Annotated in this window: 11 protein-coding genes; 4 read left to right on the top strand and 7 right to left on the bottom strand. The window is 46.1% G+C overall.

Annotation, left to right across the window (positions count from 1 at the left end):
• Positions 1-9 precede the first annotated feature (9 nt).
• From AC58UX_RS03965 to AC58UX_RS03950, 4 genes are all read right to left on the bottom strand, one after another.
• Positions 10-5397: a S8 family serine peptidase gene (locus AC58UX_RS03965; protein WP_497249789.1), complete on the bottom strand. Its 5388-nt coding sequence runs from the start codon at positions 5395-5397 to the stop codon at positions 10-12.
• A 380-nt stretch (positions 5398-5777) separates the two neighbouring features.
• Entirely contained in the window at positions 5778-6488 is a 711-nt protein-coding gene (locus AC58UX_RS03960; RefSeq protein ID WP_497250054.1) for a YebC/PmpR family DNA-binding transcriptional regulator, read from the bottom strand.
• Between the two features lie 89 nt (positions 6489-6577).
• Positions 6578-8512, bottom strand: coding sequence for a hypothetical protein (locus tag AC58UX_RS03955; protein WP_497249788.1), 1935 nt, complete (start codon positions 8510-8512; stop codon positions 6578-6580).
• 61 nt (positions 8513-8573) lie between these two features.
• Positions 8574-9428, bottom strand: coding sequence for an AraC family transcriptional regulator (locus tag AC58UX_RS03950; RefSeq protein WP_497249787.1), 855 nt, complete (start codon positions 9426-9428; stop codon positions 8574-8576).
• Between the two features lie 141 nt (positions 9429-9569).
• On the opposite strand from AC58UX_RS03950, the gene AC58UX_RS03945 reads away from it, so the two are divergent.
• A complete protein-coding gene (locus AC58UX_RS03945) occupies positions 9570-10439 on the top strand; it encodes a phytanoyl-CoA dioxygenase family protein (RefSeq protein WP_497249786.1) in 870 nt (289 codons plus the stop codon).
• A gap of 159 nt (positions 10440-10598) precedes the next feature.
• On the opposite strand, the gene AC58UX_RS03940 is transcribed toward AC58UX_RS03945, so the two are convergent.
• The gene (locus tag AC58UX_RS03940) at positions 10599-12575 is read right to left on the bottom strand and encodes a glycoside hydrolase family 127 protein (protein ID WP_497249785.1); all 1977 of its coding nucleotides are present in this window, start codon (positions 12573-12575) and stop codon (positions 10599-10601) included.
• Positions 12576-12720: 145 nt separating this feature from the next.
• On the opposite strand from AC58UX_RS03940, the gene AC58UX_RS03935 reads away from it, so the two are divergent.
• The 3 genes from AC58UX_RS03935 to AC58UX_RS03925 all read left to right on the top strand — a co-directional run bounded on the left by AC58UX_RS03935 (position 12721) and on the right by AC58UX_RS03925 (position 15299).
• Complete coding sequence (locus AC58UX_RS03935) at positions 12721-13587, top strand: helix-turn-helix transcriptional regulator (protein ID WP_497249784.1); 867 nt, start codon at positions 12721-12723, stop codon at positions 13585-13587.
• An 87-nt stretch (positions 13588-13674) separates the two neighbouring features.
• Positions 13675-14757, top strand: coding sequence for a YncE family protein (locus AC58UX_RS03930; RefSeq protein WP_497249783.1), 1083 nt, complete (start codon positions 13675-13677; stop codon positions 14755-14757).
• A 65-nt stretch (positions 14758-14822) separates the two neighbouring features.
• Positions 14823-15299: a CBO0543 family protein gene (locus AC58UX_RS03925; RefSeq protein ID WP_497249782.1), complete on the top strand. Its 477-nt coding sequence runs from the start codon at positions 14823-14825 to the stop codon at positions 15297-15299.
• 75 nt (positions 15300-15374) lie between these two features.
• Here AC58UX_RS03925 and AC58UX_RS03920 read toward each other — a convergent pair whose 3' ends face one another.
• Together AC58UX_RS03920 and tdh are read right to left on the bottom strand one after the other, a co-directional pair.
• Positions 15375-16556 carry a glycine C-acetyltransferase gene (locus AC58UX_RS03920; RefSeq protein WP_497249781.1) on the bottom strand — a complete coding sequence of 394 codons (1182 nt, stop codon included), beginning with the start codon at positions 16554-16556 and terminating at the stop codon, positions 15375-15377.
• Positions 16549-17637 (bottom strand): L-threonine 3-dehydrogenase, encoded by a 1089-nt coding sequence (tdh, locus tag AC58UX_RS03915; RefSeq protein ID WP_497249780.1) that lies wholly within the window; start codon positions 17635-17637, stop codon positions 16549-16551. The genes AC58UX_RS03920 and tdh overlap by 8 nt, the downstream gene beginning before the upstream one ends.
• Between the last annotated feature and the right edge of the window lie 59 nt (positions 17638-17696).

Here is a 17696-nt window from a genome sequence, read left to right as displayed (position 1 = left end):
AAGTAACATTTACTTCTTCAGCATGTTGTAAATCACTTGTGCGGCCTCAGCGCGAGTTGACGTCCCTTTTGGAACGAATTTGCCTTCTGCACGGCCTTGAATGAATTGAAGCTTGGAAGCAGCAATTACATATTCTAATGCCCAAGAGGAAACTTCAGTTGCATCAGAGAATTGGGCAACTTCACTGCCCGATTGTGGAGCCGTGTTCATAATCGCGTAAGCACGCATCATCATCGCAACCATTTCTTCACGTGTAATTGGCGCATTCGGAGCGAAGATTGTTTCGCTCTTTCCACTTACAATGCCCGCTTTTACAGCGATAGCAATATACTTCGCGTACCAATCTTTGGAATCAACATCCGTGAATGAAATTTCGCCACTTGCTGTTAGCTTCAACGCTTGTACAAGAAGCTTCGTAAACTCAGCGCGAGTTACGTTGCCTTCTGGATTGAATGTTGTATCACTCGTGCCGTTAATAATTTGTTTAGCGACTAAATCTTTAATTACAGCAGATGCCCAATGTGTGCTAGGCAAGTCACTAAATGATTTGGCTACTTCCAAAACAGCATACTTACTGAAGTGATGGATCGTTGCAACAATCTCACCATTTTTGAACTCTCCGCCGATGTATGCAAGCGTGCCATCATCAGCAATGTAGTATACCGCTACGTTTTGTGTGTTCGCAGTCGCATCTACTTTAAATGTCATCGTAATTGGCGCATCGAATTTCGATAGTGTCGTAATCGTTTTACCATCTTTACTCGTAACCGATAATGTGAAATCGTAGACTTGCCCAGCCAGTTTCACATCTGTATTTTGCTGCTCAACGATTTGTTTGGATTTCTCATCGGTTAAGGCTTCAAACTTGAAGGAAATGGAGCTATCCCTCAGCTCTGCAGCAGTCAAGGAACCCGTAAGTTGTTTCAATAATTCGGAAGGAATCTCGAACGTAATGTTGTCCGACTTCACTACTAGCTTATTCTGAGCCAACAGTTCCGCCGCGTTCGAAGGCAATTTAACTTCATTCGTGTCGGCAGGTACTGTAACCGTAGCTATTCCTTTTGTACCAAAAAGGTCCTTAGGATCCACAATTTTAGTAGAAGGATCTGTTGCTGGCGCAGATGGTACGCTAATTCCTGATCCAGGGTTACTTGGTTGAGATTCAACGCCGTAATCAAAACTATATTTCCCTTGATTACGTACAACGAAATCCATATCTTTCGCATCTACCGTGCCATCTTGATTGAGATCCTCAATTAGGAAGGTAGTCTCCGTTCCGCTCTGTCCATAATGTTCCGTCACTTGACTCATATCTAATTGGTTAATGATACCGTCGCCATTCACATCACCAGCATAGTTTCGTGGTTGTATGTCATTCAGTCTTGCATTGATCCCCATCAACTCGCCACTGTCCATTTTACTTAAATGTACAGAGAATTTACTTTTGAGATGCCCAGCAACTTCTATAATAATTTCATAAGCCTGTTCGCTGAGCGGGACATCAAAAAAGAAAATAGCGCCATTAGGTTCGATGGTACCCTCAAAGATTTTTCCATTTGCATCCTTTGCGTATACTTTTGAAGCTAAATTCGAATAATCACTGGTCCAATCTAAGCCACCAAATTCGTCCAAAAATGCCTCTGCCTTTAAAATGGTCTCAATGTTTGAATGCTTCGGAATAATATCATATCCATTGATTTGGTTAAATACCGGCACTACCATTTCAGCAGTTTCTTCGGAATCGCCGTATTTCTTGTAGGAAAACTCTTCGATATTTTTTTCAACATTCATTTTGTCTCTGATAACCCCAAACCACTTATCATCCACTAATTTAAACGTGACATCTAGGAAGGCACCGTCACCATCAAACCCGTGGAAATTATCTCCCGAAATTGTCGCTCCTACATCCACTGTCTTTTGGTTTGAGTTCCACTCGTGTTCACTTATCTCGTGATTCACATTCACCGTCAGTCCTTCACGGTCCGCAATGGCCTTGAAGGTTGGATTTACCTTCACGTCCACAAATTCAAAATGCTTGTAATAATCCACACCATAATGTCCTGATATAAGCTTTTCAACATTGTTTAAGTTTAGGGTCATCGTAATCTCATCACCCAGATAAACTTTGTTCTTGTTATACTCCGGAACGACATAGGCGGAGCCCGCTTTTATAAATCCATAGTGATGGAAATCTCTAATCAAACGACCGTTTGTAGCTTTATCAACTGGAAATACATTCATCGTTAAAGGATGCTCTTTTATATCCTCCGGGGTTACACCAAATTTCACATTCCCGTTAGCTTGAATTGGAAATTCTCCATCTGGAAAAACATTTTGATTTTCATAATAGTACAATCGATTAGCAGATTGTGTGACGTTTGACGACTTTAGCAAGTCGAGAGCTTCGTCATGTACGTTGGCATGTACCCAGAGCGCGCGATGATTTTTACCATTAATCTCTTCGAGTGTATACATATCATCGCTTATCTCGTAAACTCCCGGCGCATAGTCTAAGAATTGGAGTTCAGGTAATGTATTGTCCACAACAAAATTTTGTTCTTTCGTAAAGGTGTGACCATTCGCTTCCGTTGCAATCATCCTGATTTTGTAGGCGCCCTCTGGTAAGATGACGACTTCAGGGCTAATCTTCTTGTTAGAAGGATCTCCAATGAAAGGATACACCCATCCACCAACGGGATAGAGATATATTTCTTGGTCTAACGGAGCATCTGTCGCGTTAACCGTGCGACCATTAGCACTTCCCATTACATGTCCATCTTTATCCGTAATCAGCAAATCGATGGCTTGAATAGCACTATTTAATTTGAAAAACAATAATTTAAGCGGCTCTTCAAGAAAAGGATGCATAATTTCAGGAATTTCCGTCATTATTGCCTGGTTGCTTAATTGCATATACTCAATGCCCGGCTCAACAACGCGAACTGCGAAAGGAATACGATATTTCTCATCCGATTGTGTTGGGTCCGCATTAACAATGGTAATGTAACCTTCATACCTGCCTAATGCGGCATTGTCAGGCACTAGAATGCTAGCTGTCAGATCGGCGGTTTGTTTGGCTACAACACTCACAGTGTTTGGAGTAGTTACCGTAACACCATTTGCAATTGCATTCGGTACACCAGGCTTAGCAGGCAGATACTCAACTGAGAACGTATACTGTTTATCCTCATCGCCTCTATTTTGAATGACTAGCTGACGATTCTCTATGACATCTTCATTTGCTACTTTTGCATGATTCCCAAAAAATATAGAGCCGGTTGGATCTTCGATTTCAACTAATTCACCTTCATTGTTTACGTTTAAGGTTTTGTCGATTACTTTAATGGATGTCGTCGCATAAACGGCTTCTACCACATCAACTAATCCTGCACCTACTTCATAAACGGAATAAGTGCCATTGAGGGCATCCGCGGTATTCATTAGTGCAGCCTTCACATCAAAAGGGGTATAACTCGGATTTTGTTGCAAAATCAATGCGGCAATACCAGCCATATGTGGCGTTGCCATGGATGTTCCAGAAATACGAGCATAGGCTGACGAATAATCGATCCCATCTTCTGGACTATTAATATACTCTGGATAGCTGGAGTAAACGGCTACACCTGGCCCGACTACGTCCGGTTTAATATCGTAATTCGTATTGACTGGTCCTCTTCCACTGAAGTCAGCTAATTTATTGCCTTCAGTTGCTATACTGCTAACAGCACCAAACGTAATGGTTGGTTTACTGTTCACCGCAAGTAAGTACTCGCCCTCTGCTTTGGTCAATCGGAATGCCGGGACGAATTTAGGACCTTGTCCTGTATAGTGTGGAATTTCTCCATCCACATTATTGAATAGTAGAACCGCTTTTGCTCCGGCTGCTCTAGCATTCACGACTTTCTCATCCAAGCCATTTTCGCCTCGTTGAATGAGTGCAACCTTCCCCGTGAAGTCCTTACCAGTAAAATCACTACTCATACCTAATCCTGCGAATTCAATAGGGAATGTCAGTCCATTTAAATCTTCCAGATTATCTGTCATATTTTTGGCTAACAATTTCATTTCTGGAAGTTGTGTATACACAGTTGTATACACACTCGCAGAAACCGTTGGAATAGACATTGAGAAATTGCTTGCTCCAACCGTAATCCCGAGCGCAGCCACTCCTGGTACCGTTACCGTTCTCTCATTTGGTCCTGAGTTCCCAGCAGCTACCAAACAAACTACGCCCGAAAGCGTTGCGTTGTTAATAGCCGTAGATTCAGGTGCTAAAGGGTCATTGTATGTAGCTCCTAAGGATAAATTAATGACTTGCATCCCATCAGCAATCGATTTATCAATGGCTGCAATAATCCCGCTCTCAGCTCCGCTGCCATACGGGCCAAGTACGCGATAAGCATAGAGATCGACTTCAGGCGCCACACCTAACGCGGGGGAAGCAACGTTGTTCGCACCTTGGCCTGCGATGGTTCCTGATACGTGGGTTCCATGTGAAGTGAAGTAAGTAGCTCCTTCAGGCATACCCGCATCTTCCCAATCCTTATATGTCGTTTCCATAGGATCAGCATCGTTATCAATAAAGTCCCAGCCTTTAACGGATGCGATATCGATTGACTTCGGATCAACATTCGGTTGAGACTTATACCCTTTATACACATCCTTTAAGTCAGGATGATTATAGTCGATCCCCGTATCAAGTACGCCAACTTTAATACCAGTCCCTTTGATTCCTGTGCTGTGGAGTTCGTCAATGCCCTCTAGAGGAATCCGATTCTCATCGGTTTGTTGCTGCTGGATCTGCGCTTCAATTTGGGCAGCAGTTAAAGGTACTTCCGCTGGATCAAGCTTTACGACATTGTCTTTCCAAATTCGATTTACGACGCCTGATTGCAATAACTTTTCAATATCTGTTCCCGGAAGCGTCATTGCCACACCATTTAACGCCATGCGATATTCTCTAGTAATTTGTATATTGCTTTCACCAAAAACTAGCGGATTAATCCCAGGAGTAGGTGACGATTTACTTGGCATGTTTTGTACAAACTTTTTGAATATGTCATGACTCTCTTCCGCATTCTCCTGCGCCGCTGCAGTTGAAATATGAATCCCCTCTGCTGCTTGTTTAATCACTTCAACCTTAGCAGGAGCTTGCTTAAATTCAATGATAACGTTCGTCAACGTAGCGCTCTTCAGATTTATTTCTGGCGAAATGACAGGACGTCCTACGTGTATGTCAGTTAGCGCTTTCCTTTGTTCAGTTGATAGATTTTTTAATATTCTCTCTGTTTGCTGAGAAGGACTATTAGCAAATGCCTGGTAGGGAAGAAATGAAGATACAACTAATAAACCAGCTAAAGCTTTCACTGCCATTTGGTTGAATTTACTTATGCGCATAATCTCTCTCCTCACTTACGTTTATTCTCTATTTGCATTTAATTGACTCTAGTACAATTAGTCTACATGCACATCAAAAAGACGTAAATGGGGGGAATTTGGGCTGTTTTTTTGCGATTTCAAAGCAAATCTATCATATAATTTTCGAGCAATTACCATAAAATATAAAAAGTGCGCCCCTAAATGCTAGAGGCGCAAGCGTTTCATTCAATACAAGTTGGGTCATTTTTCCTATCGATCCTATCAGAAACTTTATGTGTTTTCTTCTACTCTTGAAACTCGTTAACTGCGAGTTGCCCGCTACCAACAATTCCCACTCTCATGCCATACGAAAAAGCGGTACGAGACTAAATCTCGTACCGCTTTTTCCACTTAAATCCCTATTCCACGTTATGATAAACCTGTTGAACATCCTCTAAATCTTCCAACGCATCCATCATCTTATCAAATTGAACTTGAGCCTCACTTGATAGGGAGATGTTGTTCTGTGCAATCATCGTCAGTTCCGCAACAGTAAACTCGGTGATCCCTGCATTCTTGAACGCATCTTGAACGGCTTGGAATTGATCTGGCTCTGCGTAGACCATAACCAGTTCATCTTCTTCGATAAGGTCACGTACGTCTACGTCCGCTTCCAAAAGAATTTCCATAATTTCATCGATGCTCTTGTTTTCAATACCAATAGCTGCTGTAGCATCGAACATGTAAGCAACGGAACCGGTTACGCCCATATTGCCGCCATTTTTACTAAAAGCTGCACGCACGCTTGACGCGGTACGATTCACGTTATTCGTCAGTGTGTCTACGATCACCATGGAACCGTTAGGTCCAAAGCCTTCATAACGAAGTTCTTCATACACTTCGTCTGAGCTGCCTTTGGCTTTATTAATCGCACGATCAATGATCGCTTTTGGCACATTATACGTTTTAGCCCGTTCAAGCACGACTTTCAATGCACGGTTCGCTTCAGGATCTGGTTCACCTTTGCGTGCTGCTACATAAATTTCTAGACCGAACTTTGCATAAATTCGACTCGTGCTTGCATCATTTGAAGCTTTTTTCTCTTTTATGTTATTCCACTTACGTCCCACTATGGATCCCACTTTCTGTTATGATTTCATCTCCTATCATAACCTATTTCCACACGAAATTAAAATATTTGCTTCAATTTTACAAGATTTTATTTGTAAGACGCTAACTTAATAGCGATAGCGCCTTCCTCATCCCACGTATATGTCTGGGTCCGATCAGACGTCCTACATTCGATCACAACCCCATCGTCACAACGTGAAACGACGAGATCGAAGCACGAGTTGAAGGCACGAATTGAGCGAAGCGCCATCTTCTCCCAGCCCGCAGGTAACCTCGGACAACAGGTAAAAGAGTCTAGCCCCGTAGGAATAATACCAAATAACCCTTCCACAATGACTCTCGCATATAGCGCACTCTCCGCTGAGAGATGCCGTTGATTTCCTTCCGGAAAAGCTTCAACTGCATAAGGCACATGGTCGCCAAGCAGCCTGTTTCGGGAATACTCGAGGAGTCGCGTGATCCCCTGCTCAGTTTCGCCAGAATAGAGAATACCTCGCAGGGCATACAAGGTGGATCGATCCCAGTACGTGGTTTCACCTGCTTGCGTCACAAGCCCGCCATTTACCCACAAACGGGAAGATAACAAGGCCGCGATGGTCTGTTCCTTCCGATCCCAAATATTCATCGTCAGCGGCACACAGATCCATGCACGCAGGATATCGTTCCCCTCATAATACTGATAAGTCTCATACCCCTCAACCGTTGAGCCAAAATGGGATTCAATCGCTTGCCGCAACACCACAGCTTCTTCCTCTAAACGTGCAGCGATATCCGTTTTTGCTAATTCTCGTGCAAGCCGTGCCGAGGAGAGCAGCGCGTCATACGCCAGCGATGAAGTGAATAGATTCGCGTCTCCGCTAGGAAAGCGATTCTCCAGCTCATCGGAGTCGGAAGCGATAACGCCATCTTTGGTCAGCTTACGCCTGCAATAGGCCAAACACCATGCGATGGCAGGCCACAACTCCTCTGCAATAGGTTGACTGCCGCTCGCCAGCGCGAACCGTGCCGCCCCATAGGCATACATCGCTGCATCGCCGCGATCTCCTGCTCCTTCCCAAATATCCAACCCTTCCGCAATGATGGAAGATGGGATCGGATGGAAGTCCGGCCCCATGAACGGCATGTATAAACGATAGGCATTCAAGGATGCCTCCATCGCATCTTGCTCGCCTAGAAAAGGAAATAACGGCCCCGCATACTCCGCCTGATCGTTCGTCCAAACTGCCGCGTAGTAGGATCCGCCTCCAGGGCAGTGCATCAAACCGCTCTTGGTGCGAAAAATACTCTCCGCCGCGCGAATTTTGGCAAGCTCAAACATCCGGTTCAATACTGGCTCAGGTGTTTCAAGCTGCAATGACACACTCAGCTCCTGCAAAAACTGCCACCGCAGCCCTTCCTCATAAACCACGTCCACTTTTTCGCAAGGTGCATGTAAGGTCGAAGCGCCAATCCAACTCATGTATTCAAACGTCTCACCTGCCTGCAGCACAACAGAGGCTGGCGCATCATGTCCCGCTTCCACCGCATAAATCCCCTTGGTTCCTCTGCGATAATGTAAGCTTGCTACGGGCTCTATCTCAAGCTGGACGGCGTCCTCCGTCACGTTTTGTATGTGTACACGTTCAAGCGCATACGGCTTATCTCTCGCCGGAAAAACCGTTCTAGTTACCAAAATCCCCTGATCAGATACAGCTGCCAATTGCAGGATCCCGTCGAACGTGATTCTGTACATTTTTTCTTGAACAGGTTGACCCCCAACACGCATACACGGCAATAGCTCCTGACCAAAAGTCTCTATTAAACTCGCATGTGTATCATTCGGAATCGTGCGCAGCCCTGGCCACACGACTTTTCGTTTTAAAATTACACCCCCAGTTGTATCGATCCCATACGTCACGATGAGGGAAACCTCTTTCCCGCTCATCTCCACATGATCCTGATGGGCAAGGTCGCCGAGCTGAATGTCCCAGATAATTCCTGCGTTTTCACCGATTCTCCAGTGCGTATTCTCCTTCATTTCCATAGCATCGTCGCCCCTTCCTGTTCTATTACACCTTACTTTGCCGGGATTCCTTCTATGACAACTAGCTCTTCCTCTTCCGAAACTCGGTTGGCGAAACACCATGAAATTGCGTGAATTGTTTGGAAAAATGATGCACAGACGAATACCCGAAATCCTCCGCAATAGCCGTTATCGTCCGGTTGCTTTCCCACAGAGCCGTTTCCACCTGCCTCATAATCGCTTTCGTCCAGTACGCTTTGGGCGAGAGTCCCGTTGCTTGTTTGAATAATTCATGAAATTGCGTTTTGCGAAGCGCGCACTGACTCATCCATTCCTCATAACCGCGACTTGCGTTCGCTTCCCTGTCCATTCGCTCAATGATCGGAGCGATTCGGTAATCTACGAAGGAAGACGTTGAAGCGATTTGCACAATTGCTAAAATGAATGCTTTAAGGAGATTGTTTACGATTAATTCTGCGTAGGGGTCGCTTTGCCTCAATTGAGACACAACATGGATGAATAATTGGTTCAGTGAAGCATCATGCTGGATCGGCGTCACGACGGGCAGCCTGTCCAGCTCGGGACACGGGACAATATGCGTCAGCAAGTCACGATTAAAATCAGACTCGTCCCATACGAGATGCTGTGCACTTCTTATTTTAAAATTCCAAATATCACAATACAGATTGTAGGTGGCTAATGGATGATCGGGATGAGCGTAAAAGGAGTGCCCTACTTCAGGCGGGAAAAATATCAGATCGCCTTTCTTGATAGGATAGGTTTTCCCACGGATGGAAACAGACCCTTTACCGCTGGCAACGAGATGAAAAGCATAGCAATACCCGATTCTGCCGACCTCCGCTTTGTTGCGTTCAACGGGAAATTGATAATAATGGCCCACTCTGACATAGGGATTTACGGAAGTAATGAAAGACATAGCGCCCCTCGCAATCGGTTGTAAAATATTGAAATGAATGACCGGAAGAATTGATCAATGGTCGAACGGGGAAGTAAATACAAGGTTTCTACGAAATGTTATTATTTTCTATATTACAACACATATCGGAGGGTGAATAGGTTGATCGAGAAAAATGGAAGCGGAAGTTTAACTACCGAACAATCGCAGTTTTACGAGGAGCAAGGCTATCTTATCATCCCTCATTTATTGTCGGAGGAGGATCTAGCTTCTGCACGTGAAGCGATGACGCAGAAGGTATCCATGATTGCGGATGAACTGTTCGCAGATGGACTTATCACGGATAAGCTTGAGCATCGGCCATTCCCCAATCGATTGGCTGAACTGTTTCAGGATTTATCCGCCGAAAAATTTTTGAAATACGGCCGAAGCTGGCGCGACCGCATCCCAGGCTATTTTACACTGATGAGCAACCCCAAAATTTTGGACGCGGTTGAATCGTTAATTGGCGGAGAGCTATTCGCGAATCCGGTATACAACGTACGCCCAAAGGTACCGAAAGTAGCAGCTGGCGCCGTTCCTTGGCATCAAGATAAATCATATTGGCCGGATGCGAACGCGAATCCAGTCATTACCGTATGGATCCCGCTAGTTGATGCGAATGAAGTGAATGGATGCCTCCATATTAAGCCACAGACCCATCGCAAACGAGTGCTCAAATGGCATCGTGAAACCCACACAGGAACAGGCTATACCGCGCTCAAAGATAGTCAACTTGGCAAAACGGAAACCGTTGCCCTGCCTGTCCCCGCAGGAAGCGCCATTTTGTTCAACGATCGCTGCCTCCATATGTCTACGCCGAACATGTCCAATACGGTTCGCTGGAGTGTTGATCTTCGCTATCAGCCGACAGATCAAGATCCAATGCTGCAGCATGGCGTTGGCTTCTTAGCCAGAAGTCACAAATTCCCTTCCCGTGTGGCTACATTAGAAGATTGGCTCGCAGAAAAGCCTGAGCACGGGCTGGAATAAATAATAGGCAGTCCTAAAGTAGAACCCTCTACTTCAGAACTGCCTTTCTATGATTTATCGCTGGTGATCGCAATGTTATGGCGTGAGCCCGTAAATTCATGCAGACGAACGATTAGCGCATCGACGGATGCACAGCCCACTGACACATGCAGCGGATTGTTAAGCGCCCGCGCTTCGAATCCAAACCGTCATCTCGCCTTCACCGCGGTTGCCCCATAGGTAATACGGTACAGCTTTGAGCTTCACTCGCTCGGCTGCCTTCTGCTGAGTAAGCGGTCGATACGGCGTATCTTCCGACCAAGATGCCGATTCATCAGCCAAGCCTTCCGCTTCTACAACGACGGTACCGCCTAGCAGCCCCGACTCGTAACTAGCGTTTAGCCCGGCTGCAATGGACACGGACGCCAATGGTGTGCCATTGTCTACTTCTTCCAAACAATACACGAGCGGCCCACGTTCAATGGCCACCTTGCCTGCGTTCGCCCGCATCTGAGGATGAGCGGCGGTCAGTTGTGCCTCCAACGCCAGCTCCCACTCCACGATGTCACCCTGCGCCCATGCTCTCTCAACCGACGCATAGCCATTCACTGCTTCAAATGTTGTACCAACGCCATTGATTTTCAGAACTGCTCCACCGTGACACCAAGATGGGATGCGCAGCGCAAGTGTAAACGGATCTTTTGGAGCGGCTGTCAGCTCTAGACGGACATACCCTTCCCAAGGCAGCTTGGATTGTTGGGTAAAAGCGACTTCACCCACAGCAAGCTCAAAACGCGCCTCGCTGCCAATGAATAGATGCGTATAGACCGTGTTTACCTCTGGAGAAGCGGTATAGATGTAACTATTCAACGAGCTAAGCAAACGCGCTACATTTGGAGGGCAGCAGGAGCAGCCAAACCATTTTTGCCGCACCGCTTTGGCATGACGGCGACCTGGATTTAATTCGGATGCCTTCGGCCACACTTCCAGCGGATTTACGTAAAAATAATGCTTGCCGTCCTGTGACATACTGCCGATGACGTTGTTATACAGCGCCCGCTCCATCACATCAGCATAGTCACTCTTTGCTTCCAACTGCAGCATGCGTTTGGCGAAAAAGATCAGACCGATGGAAGCACAGGTCTCCGCGTATACCGTATCGTTTGGCATATCGTAATCAAACGTGAATGCTTCACCATGATGCGTTGAACCGATACCGCCAGTGATGTACATCTGCTTCTTGGTCGTGTTATCCCAAAGCCGGCGGCAGGCAGCAAGCAAAGCTTGATCCCCCGTCGCTCTGGCAAGATCAGCCATCGCTGTATACATGTAGACAGCACGTACGGAGTGCCCGATAGCGACATCTTGCTCGCGAACCGGCTTATGCGCCTGATTGTAGGCTATTTGTGCAACCGTCGGAATCGGCTGTTTCTTTTGCGTCCAATAACTGAATCCGTCTCTTTGTTTACATTCTTCGATCAGAAAGTTCGGCTCCGTTCCACGCTCATCAATAAAAAATTGCGCCAGCTTCAAATACCGTTCTTCCCCTGTTGCTTGAGACAGTTTGACGAGTGCCAACTCGATTTCTTGATGTCCATCATATCCTCGCAATTGACCAGGCTCACGTCCGAAAATGGTTTCGATATAGTCCGCGAATTTGCACATCACATCAAGTAATTTCCGCTTGCCGGTCGCTTCATAGTAAGCAACAGCCGCCTCCATCATATGTCCAGCACAGTACAATTCATGCGCTTCATATAAATTCGTCCATGCTTGACCGGGCTCTTTTATCGTAAAATACGTATTCAAATAACCGTTCTCATGCTGCGCCAAGACGATCAAATCAATGACCTCATCCGCAGTTTGTTCCAATATAGGGTCAGGGGTATTCCCAAGCGAATAACCCACGGCTTCGAGCCACTTCGCTAGGTCGCTATCCTGAAACACAAGACCGCCAAACTCCCCCTCCTGCAACCCGGCTGCGATACGAAAATTGCGGATAGCATAGCTGGGCTCCGCATCTGGAATCGCGTCATTCAGCGCATCCCATTGATAGGGAATAACCGTCCCTCGAACGAGCTCTGTAAACCGATTCCAAAATGAGTCATGAATGCGAACCCTGTTCATGGTATTCTGCGTCCCCGTCGAATTCACCATATGTAATTTCTCCTTTAGACAAAATAATTTATATAATATTTGATTATCACTCTTTTCAAGTTTATCCTTATAAATAAACAAGAAATAGATATAAATCAAACTTATTTTATATAAAATTTAACACTACTTGCAGAGGAGTCTGACAATGAGTGAACATGGCCATATTTGGATGGAGCTTCCGCCTCTGCCCTATTACATCACGATCGGTTTATCCACTTACAGTATAGGAGAAACGCATCCAGGTCGTAGAAACCTTGGTATTTTCGATCTTCTGTGGGTTGTCAAAGGGACGTTATTTATCGGGGAGGACGATAAGGAGTGGGAGGTTGCGGAAGGACAAGCTCTCTTATTGCTGCCAGACCGCTACCATTTTCCTGTAAAAGCCTGCAATACAGAAACGGTATTCTATTGGATTCATTTCGACTTTCAAGGCGTATGGCGGCATTCGTTGAATCATGAGGAAAGTACGATCCACCCACAAGCCAGACATGCATGGGCGAACCCGTATCGCATCCGGATCCCGCAATACAGCTCACCACCCGAGTTCGCGCTAGCTGAACGGCATCTCCGCAAGCTGTTGGCGGATTCGGCTCATCATCGATCCGAGATTTATTGGAGTGAGCAGCAGCTGTTCATGGAGTTGCTGCACTTGCTCGATGCTGGTCAGAGCCGCAGTGATGCGTCCCCAGCCTCGATACTGGCCGACAAGATCGAAGCCTACTTGCGCCAGCATTATCAATCCGATGTGACGAATAGCACACTCGCAGAGGAGTTTCATTTTCACCCTAATTATATCGTGAGGTGTATGAAAGAAAGCTATCATTGCACACCGATGGCCTATCTGCATGAATACCGAATTGAGCAAGCGAAGCTGCTGCTCATTAAGACTGAATGGTCCATCGCGCGTATCGCCGAGCATGTTGGTTTTCTGAATGGGCCTTACTTTTCGAATTGTTTTAAGGCTGCAATTGGTATGTCGCCTCTGCGATTTCGTAAGCAGTATTCACCTTAAGTGGCTAACGCACAGCAAAAAGGTTCCCCACAACCATGCACATGAATATGATTTAGGAAACACATGTCTTGGGGAAGGGGATCCAGCATGCTTATCCGTAAAGCTGTGAACGTTTCAAAACTGCGAATCACACGCTCTTTGCCGCGCCAGATTGCATCTATTCCTGTCAGCAGTCCAGCTGTTTATTTTGCCATTAATCCGATTACAAATCGGGTATATTTTATTCAAGATGACAACAGCCTTGGAGTTCTGGACACGACAACTAATACAATCATCAAGATCATTCCGATTGGCAAAATGCCTTACCATATGGCCGTCAATACGCGGACGAACCGAATTTATGTGGCGAACTTCTTTGATGGTACCGTGTCCGTCGTTAACGGGGCTACAAACCGAGTTATCTCTACGATCAAAGTGGGTGAACGCTGCGATCATATTTCCGTTAACACACGTACGAATCTGATTTATGTGACCACCATCTCCTTAAGTTCGCGGAACGCGGATCTCGTCGTCCTGAACGGAGCTACGAATAAAGTGAAAACTCGCATCGCATTTACCGGACGCCCTGCTCAACTAGTCGTTAATGAATTGACCAATCGCATCTACGTCACGAATACGACCACGGATACATTATCCATTATCAAAGGGAGTACGAATACGATCCTTGCTACCGTAAAAGTCGGTAGAAATCCCGTCATACAACCCGTATTAGATCGAAAAACAAGTCGCCTTTATGTCGCGAATAACCTCAGTCGTTACTGTTCGGTTGTTGATCTTCGAACGAGGAAAGTCCGCAAGATTCAGCTCGGGAGACGGCAAAGAGACATCACGATTAATCCCATGACGAATCGGGTCTATGTCTCAAGCGCACAAATATCAGTGAAGGGCAGACTGTATGTCATTAATAGCCTTACGAATAAACTTGTTGGTTCGTTAACCGTCCCTACTTTTGCTGATGTCCTGATAAATCCGAACACGAACCATTTATTCATCTCGGAATCGCCTGAGTCGGGTACAGCACCGTTAAAGGTCTACAATGGCAGCAGCTTGAAACCGCTAACTCAGTTAAAGGTTGGCAAAGGATCAGGATCGTTACTGCTAAATCCGCGAACGAATCGCCTGTATGTAGGCGGGGAAAAGACAATTACCGTTATTCAGGATTCTGTTTGACCATTCTGGTGTGTATATAAGTCAAGTGGGACGGGTCATACTTGGTAGTACGACTATCAAGAGGAGTGGGACGTATTTTTATCAATATCCTTATCGGTTTTATTGTTCCGTGGTTATTTGCACTTAAATGGATCAAAAAAGCACCTACCATCGCTATTCTCATCTTCCCTGTCTCCGCCATCATTTCCTCATTGATTAACGCAATTGGGTATCACGTAGAATTTTGGGATTTTACACCGAAGATTGAAGATGATGAAACGATTTCCGCGCTGCCTTTTGACATTGGATTGTATCCGTTAGCAGGCTGTTTAGCGGTCTACTGGATTGATTTCAAAAAAAAGAAACCGCTGATCATAATTCTTGTAAGTTGTGTCATATTGACTGCTCTCGAGTATATTGCCTACTTGGTTGGAAAAGTTGAATACGGGCACGGATGGAATATTGGTTGGACCTTTGTCTCTTATTTCATCGCTGTAACGGCTGTGTATGGATTCTATGCCCTTGCGAATAAGCATGGGGTTAATTTTACAAATAAAAAGTAAGATTAGCATATTAAAAATCACCATCTCCCTGCATGACGCGCATGGGTGATGGTGATTTTGCGTTCAACTGAATAATTATTGCGTGATGAGATCGAGCTGTCTGCCTGCCTTCTGCAACGCGTTTAGCGCAAAATCCAAATCCTCCCGTGTATGCTGAGCTGTGACAATAAATCGCACGCGACCTTTGTCCATCGCCACCGTTGGATAGACGATCCCTTGTGCATAAACACCTTCTTGCAGCAGCATGTCAGAAAATTGCATGGTCTTTGCTGGGTTCCCCACGATGACAGGAATGATAGGCGTCTCGCTGGCACCGGTGTCGAAGCCTAGCGCTTGCACCTTCGAGCGGAAATACGCCGCGTTCTCCCATAGCTTGGCGATGAGATCGCCGCTCTGTTGCAACACTTGGATCGCCGAGAGGCAAGTAGCCGCTACCGCTGGAGTTTGGGAGGTGCTAAACAAGAATGGACGCGCCTTGTGGATCAAATAATCTTTGACAACTTGGTCACAAGCCACGTATCCCCCAACAGCCCCTACCGCTTTGGAAAGCGTGCCGATCTGGATGTGTACGCGTCCGTGCAAGCCAAAATGATCCGTCGAGCCTTTCCCATTCTTGCCAAGCACGCCGCTTGCATGGGCATCATCTACATAGACAAAGGCATCATACTTCTCAGCGAGCTCTACGATCGTTGGAAGCGGAGCAATATCGCCATCCATGCTAAAAACGCCATCCGTCACAACGATCCGCTTCTGATATCCGGCACTCTCTTTTAATGCTGCCTCTAATTGATCCATGTCTTTATGAGCAAAAACCTTCCGCTGCGCTTTCGTTAACCGAATGCCATCGATAATACTGGCGTGATTTAACTCGTCGCTGATGACAACGTCCTCAGGTCCAAGCAGCGAAGCCAGAACACCTTGGTTGGCGGTAAAGCCTGATTGAAACACCAGCGCCGCTTCCGTCCCCTTAAATTTAGCGAGCTCCAGTTCAAGCTGATGATGAATGTCAAGCGTCCCAGTAATTGTACGTACGGAACCACTGCCAACGCCATATTTTTCAATCGCCCGAACTGCTGCTTCCTTCATCCCAGGATGATCGGTAAGTCCCAAATAATTGTTAGAGGACATTTGCAGCACCGAGCGCCCCTTCACTGTCATCCATGCACCAGAACCGCTTTCCCATACCGTGAGTGGACGATAGCGCCCCTCCTTTTGCAATTGCTCCAGTTCGTTCTCCAAGGTGTTCCAACTAGCCATGTATCGCACACTCCTTAATGGAAGGTAATTTAATTTCTGTATCATGCAAAAACACAATTTTCCCGCATTGCCCGGATATCATTAAATCAAAGGCTTTTTCGTATTCATGCAGGGAAAAAGTGTGCGTAATCAACGGTTTCAAATCAATCCGTTGTTGATCTAGTAAGCCTTTTAACTGATACCAGGTCTGATACATCCGCCGCCCCGTTATCCCTTCAATTCGTAAGCCTTTGAAAATAATATGGCGTGATAAATCAAGGGGTACTTCTTGCGTAGGAATGCCCAGCAGAGAAACACGTGCCGCAGAAGCCGCTGCCTCAAAGCCCCCGCGAATCGCATCGGGATAACCTGACATTTCCAAAACGACTTCGGCGCCTTCACCGCCGGTATAAGCTCGAATAGCATCTACCATGGATTCCTCTCGGCTATTGATGATATAGTCTGCACCCATTTTTTTCGCCAATGAAAGGCGATAAGGATTAATATCAACAGCCATCACGACGCCAGCCCCGCTTGCTTTGGCAACAGCAACAGCCATCAATCCTATAGGCCCCGTACCAATGACGACGACCGATTTTCCAACGATTTCTCCTGCCAAAACAGTTTGCACCGCATTACCTAGCGGATCTTGTAAGCAAGCGAGCTCGAATGGCATATCCGGCCGATTGTGAATGACGTTCGCTGCTTTCACGACCGCAAACTCCGTAAAACAGCCCGGCGCTGTAATCCCAAAGCTTACCGTATTCGGACAGACATGCGCATTGCCGGTTCGGCAAGCTTTACATACCCCGCATACGATATGGCCTTCTGCTGAAACATGATCTCCGACTTTGACATTGGTCACTTGGCTGCCAATGGCTTCAACCACGCCGGCGAATTCATGACCGAATACATTCGGTGTAACGACTGCGCTTTCCGCCCAGTCATCCCATTTATAAATGTGGACGTCCGTCCCGCAAATTGAGGTTGCTTTTATTTTTACCAGCACTTCATCAGGTCCACAACGTGGTATTGGTACTTCACGTAAAACTGCACCAGGTCCACGAACCTCTTTGACAAGCCCGATCATCGTCTCTCTCATGGTGTATGCCCCCTTTTTTTGAAAAGAAGAAAGTTTACTATATTAACCGTTTGTGCGTT

Source organism: Paenibacillus sp. J22P90, assembly GCF_059692195.1.
This window is presented reverse-complemented; position numbering and strand designations above follow the sequence as displayed.